Raw genomic sequence first — 20,629 nt, 5'->3', positions numbered from 1 at the left:
TATCGCCGGGTGCCCCCGCTGAACAAGTCTGATCCGGACCGGTGTGACGCCGGCCAAGCAGGAGCTTAGAATGGCAATGGATGAGATCGTCGACGGCCTCTCGGAGGTGTCCTGCGACGTGCTGGTGATCGGCGGCGGCACGGCCGGCCCGATGGCCGCCCTGAAGGCCAAGATGAAGAATCCCAAGGCGAACGTCGTTCTGCTGGAGAAGGCGAACGTCAAGCGCTCCGGCGCGATCTCGATGGGCATGGACGGCCTGAACAACGCCGTCATCCCCGGCTATGCGACCCCGGAGCAGTACACCAAGGAAATCACGATCGCCAATGACGGCATCGTCGACCAGAAGGCCGTCTATAAATACGCCCAGAGCTGCTACGGCATCATCGAGGAGCTGGACAGCTTCGGCATCCGCTTCCTCAAGAACGAGAACGGCGACTATGCCGTCAAGAAGGTGCACCACATCGGCACCTATGTGCTGCCGATGCCGAACGGCGAGACCGTGAAGAAGGCGCTGTACCGTCAGTTGCGCCGGGCGCGCATCCTGATCTCCAACCGCTACATGGCGACGCGCCTGCTGAAATCGAGCGACGGCCGCGTCGCCGGCGTCGTCAGCGTCAACACGCGCACAGCCGAGATCCTGGTGATCAAGGCCAAGGCCGTGATCCTGTGCATGGGCGCGGCCGGCCGGCTCGGGCTGCCGACCTCGGGCTACATGTTCGGCACCTATGAGAACGCCGCCAATTCCGGCGACGGCTACGCGATGGCCTATCACGCGGGTGCGGCGCTCGCCAATCTCGAATGCTTCCAGATCAATCCGCTGATCAAGGACTACAACGGTCCGGCCTGCGCCTATGTCGCCGGTCCGTTCGGCGCCTACACCGCCAACAACGAGGATCGCCGCTTCATCGAATGCGACTATTGGTCGGGCCAGATGATGCTGGAGTTCTACAACGAGCTTCTGTCGGGCAAAGGGCCGGTGTTCCTGCAGCTCAAGCACCTGCACGACAAGACCATCGAGGAGATCGAGCACACCCTGCACAAGGTCGAGCGGCCCACGCGCGGACTGTTCCAGGAGGGACGTGGCGTCGACTACCGCAAGGAGTCGATCGAGATGCACATCTCCGAGATCGGCTTCTGCTCCGGCCATAGCGCGTCGGGCGTGTTCGTCGACGACAATGCCCGCACGACCGTTCCCGGCCTCTACGCGGCCGGCGACATGGCCAGCGTGCCGCACAACTACATGCTCGGTGCGTTCACCAACGGCTCGTTCGCCGGGCTCGATGCGATGGAGTTCGCCGACAATCATGATTTCGGCGCGGTCGATGCCGGCGAGATCACGCTGGAGCGCGAGCGCGTGATGGCGCCGACCAGGCGCGAGGACGGCATTCCGCCGAACCAGATCGAGTACAAGACGCGCAGACTGGTCAACGACTATCTGCAGCCGCCGAAGGTGACGCGGAAGTACGAGCTCGGCATGCGCCGGCTCGCCGAGGTCCGCGAGGACATGCAGGAGCGCATGATCGCGCGCAACGCGCATGAGCTGCTGCGTGCGCTGGAGGTGCAGTCGATCATGGATTGTGCGGACATGGCCGCCCATGCCTCGCTGTTCCGCGAGGAGAGCCGCTGGGGACTCTATCACTGGCGCACCGACTTTCCGGAGAAGGACAACGAGAACTGGTTCTGCCACACGCTGCTGAGCAAGCGGGACGGTCGCATGACCAGCGAGAAGCGCGCGGTGCAGCCCTATGTCGTGCCGATCGCGGACGACGAGAAGGACCTCTACGACAAGCAGCGCATCCGCGCCAGCGCCTGACGATCAGACGGAGAACGAGACATGCCTCTTGCCACCTATCAGACGTCGGTTCCGGTCGTCGTCGACGACGCCAAATGCATCGCCGACAAGGGCTGCACGGTGTGCGTCGACGTCTGCCCGCTCGACGTGCTCAGGATCAGCGACATGACCGGCAAGGCCTTCATGGCCTATGACGAGTGCTGGTACTGCATGCCCTGCGAGGCGGATTGCCCGACCGGCGCCGTCACCGTCAACATTCCCTATCTGCTGAGGTGATCATGTCGAGCCCGTTCGAATCCTATGACGATCTCGACGACGCCGACGAGCGGCTCGGCGCCGCCGATCCGGCGGAGCGGCGGGTTGCGATCATCGCGTTGGGACATTCCGGCGATCCGGCCGCCGTGGCGCATCTGGCGAAGATGGTCGCCGATCCCGACGCCGGCGTGCGCCAGCAGGTCGCGATGGCGCTCGGCGAGTTCGATGGACCGGAGGCGGCGGAGGCGCTGGTTCAACTGCTCGTCGATCCCGAGCGGATCGTCGCCGCGGCCGCTGCCGACAGCCTGGCCGAGTTCAAGGATCCCGCGTCGGCCGATGCCATCCTGCCGCTCGTGAAGCATGCCCATGCCTTCGTTCGCACGGGCGCGCTGCGCGCGCTGAAGGAGCTGCGGCGCAAGGATACGCTCAAGCCGGCGCTGGAGGCATTGCAGGATCCGGATGCCGCGGTCCGCGTGCAGGCGATCGGCGTCATCGGCTTCCTCAAGCTGGAAGAGTCAATTCCGGCGCTGACGGCGCTGATCGGCGATCCCGACGCGCATGTCCGGCGCGCCGCGGTCAGTGCGCTCGCGTTCTCGCACATGAGGATCGCGGCCGAGACCATCACCAGGGCGCTCGCGGATTCCGACTGGATGGTGCGCGAGATGGCGGCCGAGACGCTCGGCCTCAACGCCAATGGCGCGGTCGCGGCCGATCCGTTGATGGCATGCCTGGCGGATGAATTCTGGCAGGTGCGCCTGAAGGCGATCCGCAGCCTCGGGCGCATGAAGATCGCGCAGGCCGTGCGTCCGATCGGTCATTGCATTACCCACGAGCAGGCCAATCTGCGCAAGGAGGCGGCGGCCGCGCTCGGCGAGATCGCCGCGCCCGATGGCGAGCCATTCCTTGCGCTGGTCGCCAACGATCTCGATCCCGACGTGCGCAAGAACGCGCGATGGGCACTGCATCAGATCGCCGCGAGCAAGGCTCGGGCGGGGTCCTAGCCTTTCCGCGGTCCCATTCTGCGTAAGCAGGCAAGGGCCGCCACGGAGTGCCGTGGCGGTTGGCCTCGAGCAACGCCTGGCTCATTCGTTGGCCGGGCTTAAGAAATCCGAGAAGCCTCACGATTTGTCGTAGTCGACATCGACATTGCCCGCGGATGTCGAATCCAACGGGACGCCATCGTAGGTTAGGGTAGGCGTGCCTCGGTCCTATCAGGCCGGCCAGCACTGAGTGCCGCCATCGATGCGCAGCACTTGACCCGAAACGAATGCTCCCATCGGACCGGCGAAAAATTCGACGACGCGCGCGACCTCGTCGACAGTGGCGATGCGGTCGAGCGTGCCGTTCTCGACCAGACGGTTCGCGTCGACGGCGCGGGTGCCGAGGAAGCGGCCGGTGCGGGTATCGCCGGGCGCGATGCAGTTGACCGTGATGTCGTAAGGACGGAGTTGATCGGCGAGGCAGCGCGTGTAGTGCGTCACGCCCGCCTTCGCCACCGCATAGATCGCGCTGTTGGTGCGGCCCTTGAACGCGGCGACCGAGCCCAGCGTGACGATGCGGCCGCGCCGACGCTCCATCATGCCGCGCGCGACGGCCTGGCAGGTCAGGATCGTCGAAAGCAGGTTGCGGTCCAGCACCGCGCGCACGTCGGCCTCCTTGATGTTGGCGGCGTCGTTCGGGTCGGGTTTGCCGCCGCCGGCCGCGATGTCGCCCCCGGCATTGTGGACGAGAATGTCGATCGGACCGAGGGCCGCCTCGGTTTCCGCGACCACTCTTGAAATGTCGGCGGCCTGGGTGAGGTCGCCCAGCGCGCGTACGGTGCGGGTGCCGAAGGTGTTGCCGATCTCCGCGGCGACGGCGGTCAGCGTGGTGCCCTCGCCGTATTCCGCCGGGCCGTTCTCGCGCATGCCATGGATGGCGACGTCGGCGCCGAGTACGGCCAGCTTCTCCGCAAAGGCGCGGCCCAGTCCGCGTCCCGCGCCCGTCACCAGCGCAACCCGGCCAGTCAGAATCTTCGTCGCCTCATGCGATGCCATGATCTTCTCCATTCACGAATGTCAGTCGACCGCGAGATCGAGGCCGATCGCCAGGGCCTGCACCAGGCACATCGGCGCCACCAGCGTGCGCAGCGCAGGTTCGGGCATATCCTGGATCTCGAACACGACGCTCGCGCCTTCGGCGATGGGGCTCAGAAGGCTGTCGGTGATGGAAATGGTCGGCACGCCGCGCCCGACGAGCTCAGCAAACAGCCGGGCCGTATCGGTATAGTAGTTGCGGAAGCTGATCGCGACCAGCGCATCGTCGCGCGTCGCAGCGTGCGACTGCTCGTGAATGCTGCCGCCGGTGCCGTCGAGCAGGACCACGCGCCGTCCCAGCTTGCGCAGCACGTAGGCGAGGTGGGTTGCGACCGGAAACGAGCCGCCGAGGCCGACCAGGTAGATGTCGCGCGCTTTGGCGAGGATCGCGGTCGCGGCGTCGAGCTCGCGCGCGTGCACGGACTGGCTCAGCGCCGCCAGCGCCGATTGCGCTTCCGAGACGAAGCGCGACAGCACCGCGGCCGGCTGTCGGCCGAGCACTGACTTCTCCTCGCTCTTCATCCGCGCAAGCCGCGCCTTGTAGCTTGGCGCCACCCCGGCGACGAGGCGCGAGCGGAACACCTGCTGCATCTCGGTGAAGCCGCCAAAGCCCAGGGCGTGCGCGAAGCGCACGATGGCAGACGGCGGCACGCCCGAGCGCTGGGCCACCTCTGCGACGGTCCCGAGTGCGACGTCCGTCGGGTGGTCGAGCACGAACTCCGCGATCTGCTGGAGGCGGCCGGAGAGAGTTCTATGGCGCTGCGCGATCGCGCCGCGCAACTCGTCATAGTTCGTGGGGCCGGATGCCTTGTTCATCAATCGAATCTCCAGGTCGGTCCGCTCTCTAACGACATTTTGTCGCGTGGATCAAATATTCCACTTTACACATAAAATGAAATGAATATTCTGACCGCCAACAACAAGACACTTCACGGTCGGGAGGGAACGATGAAGAGGCGTCAGATTTCACGTCGAGGCGTTCTGAAGGGCAGCCTGATGACGGCCGTCATTGGCGGCACCGGCAGTTTCTTTGGCCCATGGCAGGCGAACCATGCCTGGGCGCAGGGCGCGAAGCCGATCAAGCTCGGCCTGACCTGCGATGCCAGCGGCCAGTACGGCAACAGCGGGCAGGATGATTTCCGCGGCATCAAGATGGCCATCGACGAGTTCAACGCCAAAGGCGGCGTGCTCGGTCGTCCGGTCACCTACATCACCGCCGATACCGAGACCACCCCGGCGACCGGCAGCCGTGTTGCCGAACGCTTCATCACCCGCGAGGACTGCACGATCCTCATTGGCGCGCTGCATTCCGGTGTCGCCAACGCGATCACCCAGGTCGCCAGCAAATACGGCGTGATCTACCTCAACACCAACTCCTCGGCGCCAAGCGAGGCCGGCGAGAACTGCTCGCGCGTCAAGTTCGTCTGGGACGGCAACGGCACCAATTTCTCCAAGGCGTCGGTCAAGAACGCGGTCGAGTCCATCGGCAAGAACTGGATGCTGCTGACCAACGACTATGTCTGGGGCCATACGACGTCGGCCGCCACCAAGGCGCAGGTCGAGGGGGCCGGCGGAAAGATCATCGACAATCTGCTGGTGCCGCAGAATACGCGTGACTTCACGGCCTATCTGCTGAAGATCCAGCAGGCCAAGCCGGACGTCGTCGCGACCGCGATCGGGGGCGACGACATCAAGGCGCTGCGCGAGCAGGTGGCGCAGCTCAAGCTCGACGGCAAGCCGGCCTGGATCAACAATCAGCAGGACTGGCCGGACGTCTGGGGCGCGCCGGACAGCTTGTTTGGCGTGTTCGGAACGACTTGGTATCACAAGCTTCCGCTACCGGGCGTCGCCGAGTTCGTCAAGAAGTGGCAGGCCGTCAACAAGGACGGCCCGATTCCGGTGCCCGGCAATGTGTCCTACAACGGCTACATGGCGACGCGCGAATTGCTGCGCGCCATCGAACGCGCCGGTTCGACCAACAACGTCAAGATCATCAAGGAGCTGGAGACCCTCAAGGTCTCCGCGACCGACCGCATGCAGCATTTCGACGCCTACATGGACCCGGCGACCCACCAGATGCAGCAGACGATCTATCTCGCACGGCGCAATGCCAAACCTGCCGACGCCACCGATCTGTACGAGATCATCAGCTGGACGGAGCCGAAATCGGCGGCCGACGATGCGGCGCCTGCCAAATGCAAGCTGATGCCCTATGAGCAGGTGCCGACGGTCGACTCCTGACGGCGGTTCGTCAGGTCGCAGAAGGGCGGCGCGCCGCTCGCGCCGCCGGCCCGGGGCCAAGCGCACCGGGCGGGGACCATGCCAAGTTGCGAGACCACAACCCGTGTTCGACCTTCTTCCGCATCTCGTCAACGGGCTGACGCTCGGCCTGTTGTTCGCGCTGATCGCGCTCGGATTCATGCTCATCGTCGGGCTGATGGAGCAGATCAATCTGGCGCACGGCTCGCTGTTTGCTCTGGGAGCGTATGTCGCCATGCAGCTCACCGGGCCGCGTCCGCCGCTGCCGGCTGATGTCGCCAAAGTGTGGCTCGCGCTGCCGCTCGGCTGGCGCTACGCGGCGGCGCTGCTCGTCGCGCCGCTCGTCGTCAGCCTCGTTGGTATGGTCATCGAAGTCTGCATGCGGCGCACCTACGGCAAGGACCCGCTCTATGGCCTGCTGTTGACGTTCGGCGCGGCGATGGTGATCGAGGAGCTCATCCGCCTCGTCTGGGGCACGCGCGACTATGTCCTGCAGGTGCCGTCCGCCGTCAACGGCGGCTTCCTGTTCGGCGACCTGATCTGGTCGAGCTATCGGTTCTACGCGGCCGGCATTGCGGCGGGGATCATCGGTCTGGTCTGGCTGCTGATCGAGAAGACCTCGTTCGGCGCGACCGTGAAGGCCGGCGCCCATGACAGCGAGATCGTGCGCGCGCTCGGCATCAATCTGGCGCGGCTCAGGTTGCTGGTCTTCGTGTTCGGCACCATGCTCGCTGCGGTGGCGGGCATCATCGTCGCGCCGATCTGGGGCATTCGCCCGCATATGGGCGTCGATGCCGTCATCCCGGCGTTCCTCGTGATCGTGCTCGGCGGCGTCGGAAGCTTCTGGGGCGCCGTCGTGGCCGGCCTGCTGGTTGGGCTGTGCGTCGGTCTTGCCGGAGCCTACGCGTCCGAATGGTCGCTGCTGTCAATGTACATTCTGCTCGTTGCCGTCGTGACGTTCCGTGCGCGCGGCCTCTGGGGCAAGAAAAGTGTTCTTGAGGTGTAGGACATGACCGTGGGTTCGACCACCTCGTCCGATGCGGTGCGCCTCGTCACGCCGACGATGCTGCTGCTCTGGCTCGTGCTTGCAACGGTGCCGCTCTGGATTGCGCGGATCGGGTTGTATCCCTATCTCGGGATCGAGATCCTGATCTGGGCGCTCTATGCGCTGGCCTTCAATCTGGTGCTGGGCACCGCCGGATTGCCGTCGTTCGGGCACGGCGCGTATTTCGGCATCGGCGCCTACGCGTTCGGGATGTGCCAGTTCGATATCGTCGCCAATCTCTGGATCTGCCTCGCCGGCGCCGCGCTCGCCGCAGGGGTCGCCGGAGCGATCGTCGCGCTGTTCATCTCCCATCGCCGCGGTATCTACTACGCCTTCATGACGATCGCTTTCGGTCAGATCTTCTGGACGCTGTCGATCAAGTCGCACCGCATCACCGGCGGCGAGGACGGCCTGCTGAAGATCAGGCGGCTGCCGGCCGATTTCGGCGTGGTGTCGTTCGATCTCACCGACAATGTCGCGTTCTACTATTTCGTGCTCGCCGTCTTCGCGGTCGGCATCGTCGTGCTGTGGCGCCTGGTGCACTCGCCCTACGGCCGCGTGATCGCGGCGATCAAGCAGAACGAGGTCCGCGCCGCCCATCTCGGATACAACGTCTGGCTCTACAAGGCCTCGGTCTTCACGCTGTCGGCCGCGCTGTCCGGCTTTGCCGGCGGACTGTTCGCGATGGCGCAGCTTGCCGCATTCCCGGATGTCATGAGCCTTCATCAGTCCGGCTACGTCGTGATGATGACGCTGGTCGGCGGCGGCCTCGTCAGTTTCTGGGGCCCGGTGATCGGCGTGCTGCTGTTTCTCACCGCACGCGACGTGATCGGCGCGTTCACCAATGCCTGGATGCTCTATTTCGGGCTGTTGTTCATGGCGATCGTGCTGTTCCGCCCCGAGGGCATCGCGGGGGCGATCGCAGCCGCCATGCAGCAGCATTCGTTGAATGCGCTGCGCCGACGCGGCAGCTCCGCCATGCGTCTGTTGTTCGGAGGCGGCCGATGAGCATGATCGAGGCCGCTGGCGTGCATGTCCGCTTCGGCGATCGCGTGGTGCTGGAAAGCGTCGACCTTGCCGTTGCCGAAGGCGAATTCCACGGCGTGATGGGACCGAACGGCGCCGGCAAGACCACCTTCTTCAACGTCCTGACGGGACGCGTGAAGCCTGACCGCGGATCGATCCGGCTCGACGGCGAGGACGTCACCGGCCTGAGCCCGCATCGCATCGCCGCCAAGGGCATTGCCCGCTCGTTCCAGATCATGACGCTGTTCGACGAGTTCTCCGCCCGCGACAATGTCATGATGGGCCTGCCCGCGTTTCGCGCGCGCGGCCTCGACATGATCCGCGCGGCGGCGGGCGACCGCAGCCTCCTCGACCAGGCGTCCGGAGCGCTTGCAGCGGTCGGGCTTGCCGACAAAGGGGACGTTCGCGCCAAGGATCTCTCCTATGGCGATCGTCGCGCGCTGGAGATCGCGGTCGCGCTGGCCCAGGCGCCGCGGGTGCTCTGCCTGGACGAGCCGACCTCCGGCCTCGGCTCCGACGGCGTGCAGCGGCTTGCCGCCCTGGTCGCGCAGCTGAAGGGCAAGCTCACGATCGTCGCCATCGAGCATGACATGGAATTCCTGTTCTCGCTCGCCGACCGCATCTCGGTCATCCATTGGGGGCAGGTGGTGGCGCGCGGTACGCCGCAGGAGTTGCAGCGGAACGAATGGGTCCGCCGTTCGAACCTGGGAAAATTCGCATGATCCTCGAGGTGGACGCGATCGATACCTACTATGGCGAGACCCAGGCGCTGTTCGGCGCCTCGCTCGCGATCGCGCACGCAAAGGTCTTTGCGCTGCTCGGGCCGAACGGCGCCGGCAAGACCACTATGCTCCGCTCGATCCTCGGGCTGACGCGACCGCGGCGCGGCGCAGTCCGGTTCGACGGCCGTGAGGTGACGCGCGAGCCGACCCATGAGATCGCTCGCGCGGGCATCGGCTGGGTGCCCGACGACCGGCGGCTATGTCCAACCCTCTCGGTGGCGCGCAACCTCGCGATTGCGCAGAAGCGCACGCGCTTCCGGCGCTGGACCGTGAAGGAAGCGAGCGAGATCTTCTCGCCGCTCGCCTATCTGATGGAGCGCGACTGCGAAAACCTGTCGGGCGGCGAGATGCAGATGGTGGCGATCGCGCGTGCGCTGGTCGGCTCGCCCGGGCTGGTGCTGTTCGACGAGCCGAGCCAGGGGCTTGCGCCAAAGATCGTCGGTGATGTGCTCGCGACCATCACCCGCATGAAGCAGGAAGGCATCGCCTCGCTGGTGGTCGAGCAGAACGCGGAGATCGCGCTGTCGGTCGCCGACCATGCCGCCGTGCTCGACCGCGGCCGGATCGTCTGGACCGGCGAGGCCGCAGCGCTGCGCGAGGACCGCTTGCTTCGTCAGCGCCTGCTGGGAGTGCATTGAATGTCCGCGCCTCTGCTCGTCCTCGATCGCGTCCGCAAGGTCTACACCAGCGGACGCGTTGTCCGTCGCCCGACCTTCACGCTCGACGCCGATCTGTCGCTGAACGAGCCGGGCATCGTCGGTGTCGTCGGCCCGAACGGGGCAGGCAAGACCACCTTATTCGAGATGATGACGGGCTCGAACGCGCCGACCTCGGGCCGCGTGCTGGTCGGGGGCACCGATATCCATGCCGTCAAATATCGCGAGCGCGACCGGCTCGCGATCCACTATCACCAGTCCTATCAAGTCAGGCGCTTTCGCAAGCGGGTTCCGTCGGTGCTCCTGGCGCGGTCGCCCACGGCGACTCCGCTCGTGCATCTGTTCGACGAGCCGCAGTTCAATCTCCAGGACGGCTATATCGGCTTCATGCTCGACTTCTTCCGCAAGCTCGCGGGCGAGGGCCGGCTGGTGATCCTCTGCATGCATCCGACGGCCTCCTGGCATCTCGACATTCTCGCCGAGATCGCCGGCCGTTTTCTGTTCGTGGCCGGCGGTGGTGTCACCCCGGTGGCGGACTTCCGCTCGCTCGTCGCCGAACCGCGCTTCCGCCTCTACCTCGGACCGGAGATGACGCAGGCGGCGGATACGATCTGTCATGGCGCCGCTTGAAGCCGGCAACACGGAACGACAGGGAGAGTCCATTGGCCTATTCGAACACGCAGCTCTTCATCGGCGGCCGATGGCGGCCCGCCCAATCGGGCAACGTCCTCGATGTCAGAAATCCAGCAACCGAAGAGGTTATCGGCACCGTCGCCCACGCTGGCAAGGCCGACCTCGACGAGGCGCTGGCCGCCGCGGCCGCGGGCTTCAAGCTCTGGCGCAGCGTCGCGCCGTTCGAGCGCTGCCGCATCATGCGCAAGGCCGCCGCGATCATGCGCGAGCGCAATGACGAGATCGCGCCGCTGCTGACGATGGAGCAAGGCAAGACGTTAGCCGAGGCCAAGATGGAGGCGATGGCCGCCGCCGATGTCATCGAATGGTTTGCCGAAGAAGCCAAGCGCGCCTATGGCCGCCTGATCCCGGCGCGCGGTCCCGGCATCTACCAGCTTGCGATGAAGGAGCCGGTCGGTCCAGTCGCGGCGTTCACGCCCTGGAATTTCCCGATCAACCAGGTCGTGCGCAAGCTGTCGGCCGCGCTCGCCGCAGGCTGCTCGATCATCGTCAAGGCGCCGGAGGAGACGCCGGCCTCGCCGGCGCAACTCATCCGGGCGTTCGCGGACGCGGGCGTGCCCGATGGCGTCGTCAATCTCGTCTACGGCGTGCCGTCGGAGATCTCCGAATATCTGATCCCGCACCCGGTGATCCGGAAGATCTCCTTCACCGGCTCCACTCATGTCGGCAAGCAGCTCAACGCGCTCGCCGGCCTGCACATGAAGCGTGCCACCATGGAGCTCGGCGGTCACGCGCCGGCAATCGTGTTCAAGGACGCCGATGTCGCCTCGGCTGCAAAGATCCTGGCGGCGGCGAAGTATCGCAATGCCGGCCAGGTCTGCATCTCGCCGACGCGCATGCTGGTGCAGGACGAGGTATTCAGTGAGTTCGTCGACACATTCGTGGACAGCGCCAAGGCGTTCAAGGTCGGCAACGGCCTCGATCCGGAGTCCAAAATGGGTTCGCTCGCCAACCCGCGCCGTGTTGCTGCGATCGAGGGTATGGTGCAGGACGCGGTTGGCAAGGGAGCCAGGCTGGAGACCGGCGGCCACCGGATCGGCAACAAGGGCTATTTCTATGCCCCCACCGTGGTCAGCGACGTGCCGAAGGAGGCGCGCGCCATGAACGAGGAACCGTTCGGACCCCTGGCGCTGATCTCGCGCTTCTCCACCTTCGATGAAGTGGTCGAGGAGGCCAACCGCCTGCCGTTTGGTCTCGCCTCCTATGCCTTCACCGGCTCGACGAAGACCGCAACTGCGATCGGCGCGGCCGTCGAAGCCGGCATGATGTCGATCAACAGCTTCGGTCTCGCGCTGCCTGAAGTCCCGTTCGGCGGGATCAAGGATTCCGGCTACGGCTCGGAAGGCGGCACCGAGGCGATGGAAGGTTACTTCAATACCAAGTTCATCTCGCAGACTGGCGTATGATCGGAAGCCATTGGCGTGAGGGTATTGCAAGGCCGGCCTTGATCGGATCTCCGCGCCGCGCTTGATGAGGGCGGACTGGGCCGGAGGGGCATGGTGCCGACTTTGCGCTTGCGAGCGGAGATCATTCCCACTAGGTGCCTCCAGGGTTGCCGGTTTCCGCTCCAAGCGGTCCCCGCGTCACGACATTGTGGTACAGGCGGGGGATGGAAATCGGCGAACACAGGCGGAGATCGGATGCCTTCGGTGCGGCACCTAAATGATCTGAAATTACAGAAAAAACAGGGATGGCGGCTTGGCGCTTCTCCGTGGCGCCGATGATGGATTGGACAGAGAGATTTTTGAAATCAAATAGTTAAGTGGAGGGCGTGTGCAAATCCTGTGCACGCATGTTCTACTATTCTTTCGCTTTCGTTCTCACGACATTGCCGCCGACGCTCGCCGAAAACTTTCCCGTCCTGCATTGAAGCTTTGTCGGGATGCTGCTCTTGGCCGTCATGGTGTCACGGGAATGCCGAGTGGCTGGCGGTGTGGACGAACGCCTTGTCCGTCTTGCACATCCGTTTGCGACGGCGAGGGTCGCCGGAGGGGTTGTTGTGCATGAGCGTAGCGCCGCAGCTATCTAGTTGATGTAGTGTCGATCTTCGAAAATCGTCGACCTAGTGGGGACGGGGAGTGGGGACGGTAGGGCGTGACGAAACCTGATCATCAGCCTTGATCAGACTCGGTCACGATCAGTCGTCGAGACGCACGACACGCCACCATGTTTCGCTTCTCCCAGGCATCGAGTTGATCAATCGGATAGAGGACCGCTTTTCCGATTTTGACGAAGGCCGGCCCGACACGCATCGCTCGCCAATTCCGCAGCGTCCCTACGCTTACTGCTCCGCGATAGCGTTCCGAGACTTCCTCCGCAGTCAGATACTTTCGATCTCCCATGCTGTCACTCCAGATCACGATGGGCCCGATCGAGCATTTATGATCCCGGTCAGACATAAAACCCGGATGAATTATGGGTAGTGCGAGGGACGGTGAACGGCGGCGAATAGGCGTGCATTAGGTCGGCGCCGCTGACGTCGGCTATGCATCCGACAGTGACACTCGCTCCGGCGAGTCTTGTTGTCTGGGGCCGGGCCGTAAGCTGCCGTCGATGCACCCGACCGAGAAGGTCCGATGCGGGCGAATTACGGACGTGACAGGGCCGCGCGACCGGGCCGTGAATGGCCTGGAGCCTGCCGACGTGCGGCGCTGCATCAAGTCGGTAACTATCCGAGGTACACCGGCCGTGACGCTAGCTCGTTCGGGACGGCAGCTTGTGACCCTGGCTGTGTGACACGGCCAAGACCCGAAGCTGACCTCGACGCCAACTTGGACTCCCCTGACAACCCGCTCGGTTGATCTCGCTACGAGCGGCGGTGAACCTCGAACGACGCCATCAAGTCAAGGATACGCTGCTGCATCCTCTGCCAATTGGGCACGTCCTCGGGCCGATGACGGAAATAGAAGTGTCGGCCCTTGTTGATGAAGCGGTGCTGACAGGACTTCGGAACAGCCTCGGACGGCGTGCCGCAGCCTATTATCGTGGTGTTGACGCCATGACCGTCATCATAAGCAAGATAGCCATTTCCGACGTACTCCTTGCCGTCCTTGCCATGCGTGATGGTTTTGGTCTTCACGAGACCAAACTCGCTACTTTGCTCGACAATTTCTCCGCCGGGCGGATCTTTCATTAGACTTAGCATCCATTCGGGGTCCCACGTGACGAAGACCGAGTTGCTGTCAAATTCCGCCGGCATCAGACGGCGGTTGAGTGGTCGGAAGTCGGGAGCGGTCGTCGCAAGCAGCAAGCTCGGGCGTGACCCGCCGCTCCACTCTGCTTGCCAGACGGTTGGGATGAGATATGTCTCATCTCCAGAATACCTGATGTAATAGCTGTCCGGCGACACGGGGATCAGTGCCAGCCGCTTACCCACGAAGTCACGCACCTGCAGGCATGTAATCGCCGGCCCCCGACCCTCAATCTGCCCGTTTAATACGCCCGGCTCGAAGGTGCGGCGGAGATACGACCAGTGATATAGGCGCGCTTTGGCGGGTTCGCCGACAACGAGGATCGCGTGGTGCTGCATGTAGAGCGGACCATCGTGCTTGGCCCTCATTCTAAAGATCGACAGGTCGAACCATACGCGTGCGGGCCGGTAGTCGGAGGCCCCGTCAGAAATCTGGATGCAATACGGCTCAGATCCAGCGATCTCTTCAGCGCCATTAGCTACAAGGAGCGATGTCGCCGCGCCTGCGGCGACAAAGAGCAAGGTCACAATCAGAGCCAGACCAACAAGCATTAGTAGCGAAATCAACTCAATCCCCGCCGTGCCACACATTCTATTTCGACCGGCGATATTGGAATTTGCGCGTGGGTCGCAGCAAGCGCCGTTTATCGGAAAGTTCGGCAAATGGCCGGTGGTCGCGTACGGTATTGTACTTGTTCGTCCGCCTCCCAGAGTGAGAAACGTCAGCTTCTGGCCCATGGCTGCCGACTTGCGGCGCTGCGGCAAGTCGCCTGTTATCTGGGGTACACCGGCCATAGCGCCACCCCATTTCGGAGGACAGCCCATGGCCCGACAGAGAAAGGCCGTCAAGGCGATGCCATGTCGGTTATTCGAGGTTGTGCAGAAGAGATTTGCTCGGCATGAGAATTTCAGTCTTTGACCCAAGACGGACCTGGCTGTCCCAGCGCGTTTTCCGCAGAATGCGTGATCAATCCAAATTCGGACCCTCGGCAGTCCCGGGTTGGTTCATCAGAATGGCATCGATGGTCGCTTCGTATTTCGACCATTCCCTTCCCGAGTTTTCGATGCTGATCTTCGGGATATCCAGCTCTGCGTAAAGGCGGTCAGTGAGCTTGCGATAGTGACGGTACAACTCGATGAGCCCGTCAAGGCCACCAAGGTCGTGCCTGACGGCATAGGGCGAGGTCAGCTTCCAGTCGACCTGATATGTCAGCCATGCATCTCCACGCTCGGCAGCAACCGTTCTGATCGCCCGGTCAACGTCATCCTGATTAAAGTAGATCAGGAAGGGTCGTAATGGCTTAATGGCAGCCGCCACCTCATGAATGTAGGCACGAATCAGGGCTGTATCGGCATCAAGCAGGAACAGAGACGTCAGATTGCCATGAAAAAGTTGTCCGTCGACAACCGTGATGCGCTCTGACACTTGAGCCGAATTGACGTACGCCCGCCAGCGTGCGGCGGCTGATTTCGCCAGCTGCATCGCCGGCATGTCCGCCCACGGCACATCCCAATCGAAGCGGATCGGATGTGGACTGACGCCCTCGGTAAGGCCGAGGGCGGCGATGCCGGATCGATTCAATCGATCGGCGATTCGCCGTACGCTCGTTGTCTTTCCGGACCCCATGATCCCTTCGACGATCACAAGTCCGGAGCGGATGCTGCAAACAGAGCGGTTCATACCGAGGCGATGATAGCCTGTCTCATGCGCCGCGACCAGCGAAGCCTCTTCTCCTACTGGCCCATGGCTGCCGTGCCAGGATGTCCGCGCTAACGGTCGCGACCGGAGGTAACCCGGACATAGTGATCCAGCCTGGCTCGATCTTGAGTACCAGCAACCTTAGACGTCCGTAATGGGCTGATTGCGGACGTCGGTCACATGATCGCGACGGTTCGCAATGGGGCACTCGCGTTAAGTTCGGTGCCTCAGATCATTTCCGATCATCAACTAGAAGGCTGACTCCAAGGGAGCTCCGCCTCTTCGTCAGTCGAGCGCCTGTGCTCACAAGAATCAATAAGCGCATGGAGGCCAAGAGCCGGGCCACCGAAGCCCAGTCAAAGGCCGTGAGCCGGCTCCGAGGGCCGCGCGCAGCGCGAGCCTGGACGAAGCTCCGTCGGTCCGGCAGCGGCCTTCCGAGCGCTCATGGCTAGGACTGTCCCAATCTGCGAACCAGTTCGCCAGGCTGCGAATGGTGCCGTTCGGGACGTTGATTTTCCTCGCCCTTCATCTTCGAGCAACTCTACGAGGTCTACTTTGGTGCCATGCTGCTCTGAGTGAACGCAAAGACATACGACCGCCGATTCTTCGCCGCGGAGAGGCGCTCTTATCTTGCCGTCGAACCCGCCCTCTGCTCGCTCCTTTCCAATCCCAGCCTGAACTGCGCTCAGACACCGCGCGGTAGCTACACGAGTAGTGAGTCTCAGACAGTATCTTTGCCGCGGCTCCGGTCAGACCATTGGCATCTGAGCGCAGGGTCTTAGCGATCTATCGACAGAAACCAGAGTGATCGAACTGCATCGGCGATGCTATTCGTCTGGAGATCCGAGATGGAAAGTCGGACTGCCCGCCGGCATCAATTCGACACGGACCGGTCCAACGTCGAGGAAGATCGGTGTTAAAGCCGCGCGCAAGTCGCCAATACGGATGGCTCAGATCGGGTGTCGATCGGCGGCAGTTCGGCAGCAACCGCGCATAGTGGCCGTTAAGCGGAGGGCCATAGCGTGCGACGTCGCGCAATTCGGCCGTTCCGCTCTGACTTCGAAAATGCCACCTTTGCGGGACACCTGCACGCAGGGCAGGGCTCGCGAGGCTTGATCCGCTTTCGCCAAGCGGCGGCAGAAAATCGCCCGCCATCCGCACCGCTACGCGCAGGGCCCCTCCGTATTCTCTCCACGGGGCGAGCAGGAGGGGTGACCGATCCCGGTCTGGGCCGGCAGCTCCCCGTTCCGGCCAAGGAGGTCAGCGTCATCGTTCTGGAGCAGCCGGCCTTTCGCGCGCCTCCGATCTCGCGGGGCCGAGACGCAAGGAGCAACATCTGATCATGACCGAGTCCGTTCCGCCCCATCCATTTGATGATAGGGAGGCGCTGGCTTGGCTGCGCTCCCAGCCCGAGGGACACGTGACGGTCAGCGCCGCTGAGCTCGGACGCCAATGGGGCTGGAATAGGATGCGGACCAGTCGTCGCCTGAAAGCCTGGGAGCGCGCGGGCCTGATCAGCCGTAACGCTGAAGCGATCATTGTAACGGGGACCGTAACACCGACCGTTACGGATGGTACCGCCAGCGTTACGGACGCGGCCGGCGTCGCAGGAATGTCCGTAACGGAGAAAGCCCATGGTTCTCCGACACGCGTCAAGCTCGCTGCTTTGATTGTCGCTCTGGCGTTGGCTTGTGTATCGGCTGCCTTTTCCATCGACGGCTTGACCGCGATCTTTGCCGGAGCCTTCTGGCCTGTCATTATCATGGGCGCCGTGCTGGAGGCCGGAAAGCTCGTGGCGGCGGCCTGGCTGACTGAGCATTGGACGTCTGCGCCGTCCTTCCTGAGGTTCGTCCTGGTCCTGATGATTGGCGTGTTGATGGGCCTGAACGCCGTTGGCGTATTCGGCTTTCTCACCCGCGCTCACCCCGACCATATGGCATCCATAGATCTCGCTCTTGCCGACAAAACCGCAGACGTCGAGGCCCGCCTCGGGATGCAGAGCCGAGTGGTCACCGACATTGACCGGCGCATTGCCCAGATCGACGCGGCCATCGACGAGGCGACGCGCCTTGGCCGGCCGGTCGGTGCGATGACGATTGCTGACCAGAGGCGTCGCGAACGCGCCGACATCGCGGCGGAACGCCAACGTGAGTCTCGGGCTCTCGCTAATCTACAGATCGAAAAAGCCAAGATTGACGCGCAACGCAGGCGTGCCGAGGCCGAGGTCGGAGCGATACGATATCTCGCCGAGCTGATTGGCATACCCGCCACGGACTTCGAGAGAGCGGTCCAGCTGCTCACGCTGGTGCTCGTTGCCGTCCTTGATCCGATGGCTGTGGCGCTGCTGCTCGCTGCCGGAGTTCACAGCAGGCGCGCTGGTTCATTCTGACTTTGCCGTTTCGTCTCTAAGCAAGCTCATTGCGCGGTACGGGTCTTGGCCAAATCGGTGACCAGCAAACCTGCTTCCGCGCAAACTGGCAGCCGAAGGCCAGAAGAATGAAGCAAGGGTTTTCTCACACCCTATGCACCTGTGGTGCTGACGCTTCGCGAGCCGGATGCGGCTATCTCATTGGGGTAAAACAAAAAGATCCTGTTAAGCGGGGGGTACGGAAACAGGATCGAGCGAATACAGCGTGGTCGCGGCCAGATTCATGTGCGGTCGGCCCGAGGCCGCCGCAATTGCGATCGACCGCTGCAGCCAGGGCACCGCCGCTCCATGAGCATGTTCGCGTATGCCCCGCCGAGCAGCCATCTCAAGCGCCGCACTTGCGGTGTGTCGAACTGGCCGGTCTGCCGGTCTGCCGGAATGTCGTGAGCGTATCCTCCAAACGGCCGAGGTGAATCTGTCTGAGGTCGATGAGATAGAGAGCGAGGCCATCCGTGGATGGAGTCCGGCTTGATCCGAAGCGTGCGCTCCAATGCCGTACCGGCTCGGCCGCGATTGCCTCGTCCCGGCCGTACTAGGCAGGCCATCTGGATGCCGCGCATCTGCAGCGCCGCCAGCTCGGTGGCGAGGTCGACATCGTCGGGTTCGGCGGCGACCGCGTTCTGCAGCATCTTTTGCGCCATGCTAGTCCCTCGGGGCGTGCCGAGATCCCGACAGCCCAAGGCGTGAAAGCAGGGAAGCTTTGCGGTTGTCCGGATCATCCGACGCGAAGATAGCAACCAAGAGATAGGGACTGGCGCCTCCGCTGCGCTGCAACGTTCGCGGCCGCGTCCGACAAGCGCGCCGAAGTTGCGCTCCGACAAACAAGCGGATGGCCGAGAATGGTAACGTTTGCCCAACTGAGGACGGGCTTGCGATGGCAATCGAATTCGCGGACTTGGTAGACGACGTGATGCGGTCGTCCCCGCAGACGATCGGCGCATTCCTGGCCTTTAACATGCGTTGCGTGGGATGTCCCATCGCCTGCTTCCACAGCGTGGAGGATGCATGCCGCGAGCACGGCGTCGATCCCCACCGGTTCATGGCGGCGCTGAAGGGCGCCGTCGGCGAAGGCCACGTGCCGAGGTGAGTATCGCCGTCGAGACATGCGGCAAGCCCAAAAAGGGGTGGCCGCGATGCGAGGGGGGAACGTAGCATGACGATGCCGTCACAGGCCGATCTGGAGATCGTGGCGAAAATGCCGGTCTTCCGCGCGCTCGCACCGGACATCCTGCGGACGCTGCTCGCGGAGGCGAGCGTCCTGAATTTCCGTCACGGCAAGACGCTGTTCAGGCAGGGCGAACGGGCCATCGCCGTGTTTGCGATCTTGAGTGGCTGGGTGAAGCTGTACCGGGTGACGCCGACCGGCGACGAGGCGGTGCTCAACGTGCTGACTAGCGACGAGTGTCTGGCCGATGCTGTGACCTTCGCCGGCGGCATCCATGCGGCATCGGCCGGCGTCGTCTCGGCGGCGCGCATCCTGTTCGTACCCGCCGACCACGTCTTGCACTGCGTCCGCCAGACGCCGGCATTGGCCGTAGCGATGATGACGGCCTCGGCGCAGCAACTGCAGAGCCTCTCGCAGCGCGTCGAACAGCTCACGGTGTTCAGCGCGACACAGCGTGTCGCCGATTTCCTCGCCACCCTTGCGCCCTGCGTCAATGGCGCCTGCACCATCGCGCTGCCTTATGATAAGTCGCTGATCGCCGGCTATCTCGGGCTCAAGCCGGAGTCGTTGTCGCGGGTGTTCGCCAAGCTGCGCCGCATCGGTGTCGACGTGCAAGCGTCCAAGGTGCGGATCGAGGATATCGCGCGGCTACGGCGGCTGATACTCTGCGATCGTATCGGACCGCGTGACAGCGAGGCGCGATTGCCCGAATCGCCGCTGCGGCAAAGCCTCGAGGCCAAACCGGTGGGCAGTTCGAGCAGCAGGTCGATCAGGGTGTGAGCAGGGCGCGCAGCAGCGGCATGATCTGGGTGCGCCACGCGGTGTCGCCGAAGCCCTGTGCGAGCACTTGGCGGTCGGCGATCACGAGCCACAGCGGCACGCCGTCGCTGCGCTTGAGCCGGTCCCGATAGGGCCGCAGGTCCTCCGACCAGTTGTCGTCGCTCAGAATCTCGGCGAGATGCGCAGGCCGCACCTCTCGGTATGTGAGACCCGTGAATGCCCCGGAGCCGATCGAGGCGGCATCCTTACTGCTGCGCCAAGTGCGGCAGGGGGCACAGTCGTCGGCGCCGACATAGAGCAACGTCACCTGCTGCCGCGGCGTCGGCGGACGCGGCGCCATGGTCACGAAGCCGAACAGCACCGCACCGGCCAGCGCCAGCAGCGCCGCGCGCTGCGGTGCGCGCGACGGCACTGGCGCGTCGCCTGAAGGACCCGTCATCATGACCGCGATTATTTCGCTCGTTGCGGTGCACTGCCTTAACCGTGGTCAAGGATGTGAGCTGAACGACGAGGCATTTTCGCTGAACGCTCACGACAAGGAATCGTCCGATGGCAACAAGCACCGGCGACGGCGCGCAGCATGACGATCAGGGCATGCGCGTGCCGGCAATGCAGCGCATTCTCGACAATCCATTCTTGTTGTTGTTTCTCGGCGTGACGCTGCCTGCCGTCCTCTACGTCATCTGGGGCGTGATGGAAGTCGCCTCGATCCCCCTCGCGAAATGACGCAGCCACCTGCGTCCGGCCCGTCCGGAGGCAGGCGCACGCATGCAAGGAGAACCGC

General features: G+C 63.8%; 20 protein-coding genes. 14 read left to right on the top strand and 6 right to left on the bottom strand.

The window, feature by feature from the left end:
* Window positions 1-70 precede the first annotated feature (70 nt).
* The 3 genes from QX108_RS07765 to QX108_RS07755 are packed head-to-tail and all read left to right on the top strand — an operon-like array spanning window position 71 to window position 3,048.
* Entirely contained in the window at window positions 71-1,813 is a 1,743-nt protein-coding gene (locus QX108_RS07765) for a fumarate reductase/succinate dehydrogenase flavoprotein subunit (protein ID WP_315780000.1), read from the top strand.
* Between the two features lie 21 nt (window positions 1,814-1,834).
* Window positions 1,835-2,068: a ferredoxin family protein gene (locus QX108_RS07760; protein ID WP_006609939.1), complete on the top strand. Its 234-nt coding sequence runs from the start codon at window positions 1,835-1,837 to the stop codon at window positions 2,066-2,068.
* 2 nt (window positions 2,069-2,070) lie between these two features.
* A complete protein-coding gene (locus QX108_RS07755; protein WP_315720820.1) occupies window positions 2,071-3,048 on the top strand; it encodes a HEAT repeat domain-containing protein in 978 nt (325 codons plus the stop codon).
* Between the two features lie 210 nt (window positions 3,049-3,258).
* Here QX108_RS07755 and QX108_RS07750 read toward each other — a convergent pair whose 3' ends face one another.
* Window positions 3,259-4,083, bottom strand: a complete 825-nt coding sequence (locus QX108_RS07750; protein WP_315780002.1) for an SDR family NAD(P)-dependent oxidoreductase — start codon at window positions 4,081-4,083, stop codon at window positions 3,259-3,261.
* Between the two features lie 21 nt (window positions 4,084-4,104).
* Complete coding sequence (locus QX108_RS07745; RefSeq protein ID WP_172113393.1) at window positions 4,105-4,938, bottom strand: MurR/RpiR family transcriptional regulator; 834 nt, start codon at window positions 4,936-4,938, stop codon at window positions 4,105-4,107.
* Window positions 4,939-5,118: 180 nt separating this feature from the next.
* On the opposite strand from QX108_RS07745, the gene QX108_RS07740 reads away from it, so the two are divergent.
* The 7 genes from QX108_RS07740 to QX108_RS07710 all read left to right on the top strand — a co-directional run bounded on the left by QX108_RS07740 (window position 5,119) and on the right by QX108_RS07710 (window position 11,989).
* Complete coding sequence (locus QX108_RS07740) at window positions 5,119-6,363, top strand: ABC transporter substrate-binding protein (RefSeq protein ID WP_315780004.1); 1,245 nt, start codon at window positions 5,119-5,121, stop codon at window positions 6,361-6,363.
* A 103-nt stretch (window positions 6,364-6,466) separates the two neighbouring features.
* Complete coding sequence (locus QX108_RS07735; protein ID WP_172134360.1) at window positions 6,467-7,387, top strand: branched-chain amino acid ABC transporter permease; 921 nt, start codon at window positions 6,467-6,469, stop codon at window positions 7,385-7,387.
* Between the two features lie 3 nt (window positions 7,388-7,390).
* Window positions 7,391-8,434 carry a branched-chain amino acid ABC transporter permease gene (locus tag QX108_RS07730; protein ID WP_315780006.1) on the top strand — a complete coding sequence of 348 codons (1,044 nt, stop codon included), beginning with the start codon at window positions 7,391-7,393 and terminating at the stop codon, window positions 8,432-8,434.
* Window positions 8,431-9,174 carry an ABC transporter ATP-binding protein gene (locus tag QX108_RS07725; RefSeq protein ID WP_315780008.1) on the top strand — a complete coding sequence of 248 codons (744 nt, stop codon included), beginning with the start codon at window positions 8,431-8,433 and terminating at the stop codon, window positions 9,172-9,174. The genes QX108_RS07730 and QX108_RS07725 overlap by 4 nt, the downstream gene beginning before the upstream one ends.
* Window positions 9,171-9,872 carry an ABC transporter ATP-binding protein gene (locus tag QX108_RS07720; RefSeq protein ID WP_315780010.1) on the top strand — a complete coding sequence of 234 codons (702 nt, stop codon included), beginning with the start codon at window positions 9,171-9,173 and terminating at the stop codon, window positions 9,870-9,872. Before QX108_RS07725 ends, QX108_RS07720 begins: the two co-directional genes overlap by 4 nt.
* Window positions 9,873-10,520 (top strand): ATP-binding cassette domain-containing protein, encoded by a 648-nt coding sequence (locus QX108_RS07715; RefSeq protein ID WP_315780013.1) that lies wholly within the window; start codon window positions 9,873-9,875, stop codon window positions 10,518-10,520.
* A 32-nt stretch (window positions 10,521-10,552) separates the two neighbouring features.
* Complete coding sequence (locus QX108_RS07710; protein WP_315780015.1) at window positions 10,553-11,989, top strand: NAD-dependent succinate-semialdehyde dehydrogenase; 1,437 nt, start codon at window positions 10,553-10,555, stop codon at window positions 11,987-11,989.
* A gap of 705 nt (window positions 11,990-12,694) precedes the next feature.
* Here QX108_RS07710 and QX108_RS07705 read toward each other — a convergent pair.
* The 3 genes from QX108_RS07705 to QX108_RS07695 all read right to left on the bottom strand — a co-directional run bounded on the left by QX108_RS07705 (window position 12,695) and on the right by QX108_RS07695 (window position 15,454).
* Window positions 12,695-12,925 carry a helix-turn-helix domain-containing protein gene (locus QX108_RS07705; RefSeq protein WP_315780018.1) on the bottom strand — a complete coding sequence of 77 codons (231 nt, stop codon included), beginning with the start codon at window positions 12,923-12,925 and terminating at the stop codon, window positions 12,695-12,697.
* Between the two features lie 464 nt (window positions 12,926-13,389).
* A complete protein-coding gene (locus QX108_RS07700) occupies window positions 13,390-14,364 on the bottom strand; it encodes a hypothetical protein (protein WP_315799396.1) in 975 nt (324 codons plus the stop codon).
* Window positions 14,365-14,740: 376 nt separating this feature from the next.
* Complete coding sequence (locus QX108_RS07695; RefSeq protein ID WP_315780022.1) at window positions 14,741-15,454, bottom strand: hypothetical protein; 714 nt, start codon at window positions 15,452-15,454, stop codon at window positions 14,741-14,743.
* A 1,360-nt stretch (window positions 15,455-16,814) separates the two neighbouring features.
* Here QX108_RS07695 and QX108_RS07690 point away from each other — a divergent pair.
* The 3 genes from QX108_RS07690 to QX108_RS07680 all read left to right on the top strand — a co-directional run bounded on the left by QX108_RS07690 (window position 16,815) and on the right by QX108_RS07680 (window position 19,845).
* Entirely contained in the window at window positions 16,815-17,861 is a 1,047-nt protein-coding gene (locus QX108_RS07690; protein WP_315780024.1) for a hypothetical protein, read from the top strand.
* A 913-nt stretch (window positions 17,862-18,774) separates the two neighbouring features.
* Window positions 18,775-18,987, top strand: coding sequence for a DUF1858 domain-containing protein (locus QX108_RS07685; protein WP_315780026.1), 213 nt, complete (start codon window positions 18,775-18,777; stop codon window positions 18,985-18,987).
* A 66-nt stretch (window positions 18,988-19,053) separates the two neighbouring features.
* Window positions 19,054-19,845, top strand: a complete 792-nt coding sequence (locus QX108_RS07680) for a Crp/Fnr family transcriptional regulator (protein WP_315780028.1) — start codon at window positions 19,054-19,056, stop codon at window positions 19,843-19,845.
* Here the strand turns inward: QX108_RS07680 and QX108_RS07675 are convergent.
* Window positions 19,835-20,257 (bottom strand): hypothetical protein, encoded by a 423-nt coding sequence (locus QX108_RS07675; protein ID WP_315799395.1) that lies wholly within the window; start codon window positions 20,255-20,257, stop codon window positions 19,835-19,837. The genes QX108_RS07680 and QX108_RS07675 overlap by 11 nt on opposite strands.
* 137 nt (window positions 20,258-20,394) lie before the next feature.
* Between QX108_RS07675 and QX108_RS07670 the strand changes: the two genes are divergently transcribed.
* Window positions 20,395-20,571 (top strand): hypothetical protein, encoded by a 177-nt coding sequence (locus QX108_RS07670; RefSeq protein WP_315780031.1) that lies wholly within the window; start codon window positions 20,395-20,397, stop codon window positions 20,569-20,571.
* Window positions 20,572-20,629: the final 58 nt, after the last annotated feature.

This window comes from Bradyrhizobium sp. SZCCHNR1002 (assembly GCF_032381435.1).
GTDB classification, from domain to species: Bacteria; Pseudomonadota; Alphaproteobacteria; order Rhizobiales; family Xanthobacteraceae; genus Bradyrhizobium; species Bradyrhizobium aeschynomenes.
Note: the sequence above shows the minus strand (reverse complement) of the source record. Positions and strands in the feature narration are given on the sequence as shown.

Bases quoted from the DNA above. Each gene is read 5' to 3' on its own strand.
- QX108_RS07765 (WP_315780000.1), top strand. From the start codon at position 71: ATGGCAATGGATGAGATCGTCGACGGCCTCTCGGAGGTGTCCTGCGAC.
- QX108_RS07760 (WP_006609939.1), top strand. From the start codon at position 1,835: ATGCCTCTTGCCACCTATCAGACGTCGGTTCCGGTCGTCGTCGACGAC.
- QX108_RS07755 (WP_315720820.1), top strand. From the start codon at position 2,071: ATGTCGAGCCCGTTCGAATCCTATGACGATCTCGACGACGCCGACGAG.
- QX108_RS07750 (WP_315780002.1), bottom strand. From the start codon at position 4,083: ATGGCATCGCATGAGGCGACGAAGATTCTGACTGGCCGGGTTGCGCTG.
- QX108_RS07745 (WP_172113393.1), bottom strand. From the start codon at position 4,938: ATGAACAAGGCATCCGGCCCCACGAACTATGACGAGTTGCGCGGCGCG.
- QX108_RS07740 (WP_315780004.1), top strand. From the start codon at position 5,119: ATGACGGCCGTCATTGGCGGCACCGGCAGTTTCTTTGGCCCATGGCAG.
- QX108_RS07730 (WP_315780006.1), top strand. From the start codon at position 7,391: ATGACCGTGGGTTCGACCACCTCGTCCGATGCGGTGCGCCTCGTCACG.
- QX108_RS07725 (WP_315780008.1), top strand. From the start codon at position 8,431: ATGAGCATGATCGAGGCCGCTGGCGTGCATGTCCGCTTCGGCGATCGC.
- QX108_RS07720 (WP_315780010.1), top strand. From the start codon at position 9,171: ATGATCCTCGAGGTGGACGCGATCGATACCTACTATGGCGAGACCCAG.
- QX108_RS07715 (WP_315780013.1), top strand. From the start codon at position 9,873: ATGTCCGCGCCTCTGCTCGTCCTCGATCGCGTCCGCAAGGTCTACACC.
- QX108_RS07705 (WP_315780018.1), bottom strand. From the start codon at position 12,925: ATGGGAGATCGAAAGTATCTGACTGCGGAGGAAGTCTCGGAACGCTAT.
- QX108_RS07700 (WP_315799396.1), bottom strand. From the start codon at position 14,364: ATGTGTGGCACGGCGGGGATTGAGTTGATTTCGCTACTAATGCTTGTT.
- QX108_RS07695 (WP_315780022.1), bottom strand. From the start codon at position 15,454: ATGAACCGCTCTGTTTGCAGCATCCGCTCCGGACTTGTGATCGTCGAA.
- QX108_RS07690 (WP_315780024.1), top strand. From the start codon at position 16,815: ATGACCGAGTCCGTTCCGCCCCATCCATTTGATGATAGGGAGGCGCTG.
- QX108_RS07685 (WP_315780026.1), top strand. From the start codon at position 18,775: ATGGCAATCGAATTCGCGGACTTGGTAGACGACGTGATGCGGTCGTCC.
- QX108_RS07680 (WP_315780028.1), top strand. From the start codon at position 19,054: ATGACGATGCCGTCACAGGCCGATCTGGAGATCGTGGCGAAAATGCCG.
- QX108_RS07670 (WP_315780031.1), top strand. From the start codon at position 20,395: ATGGCAACAAGCACCGGCGACGGCGCGCAGCATGACGATCAGGGCATG.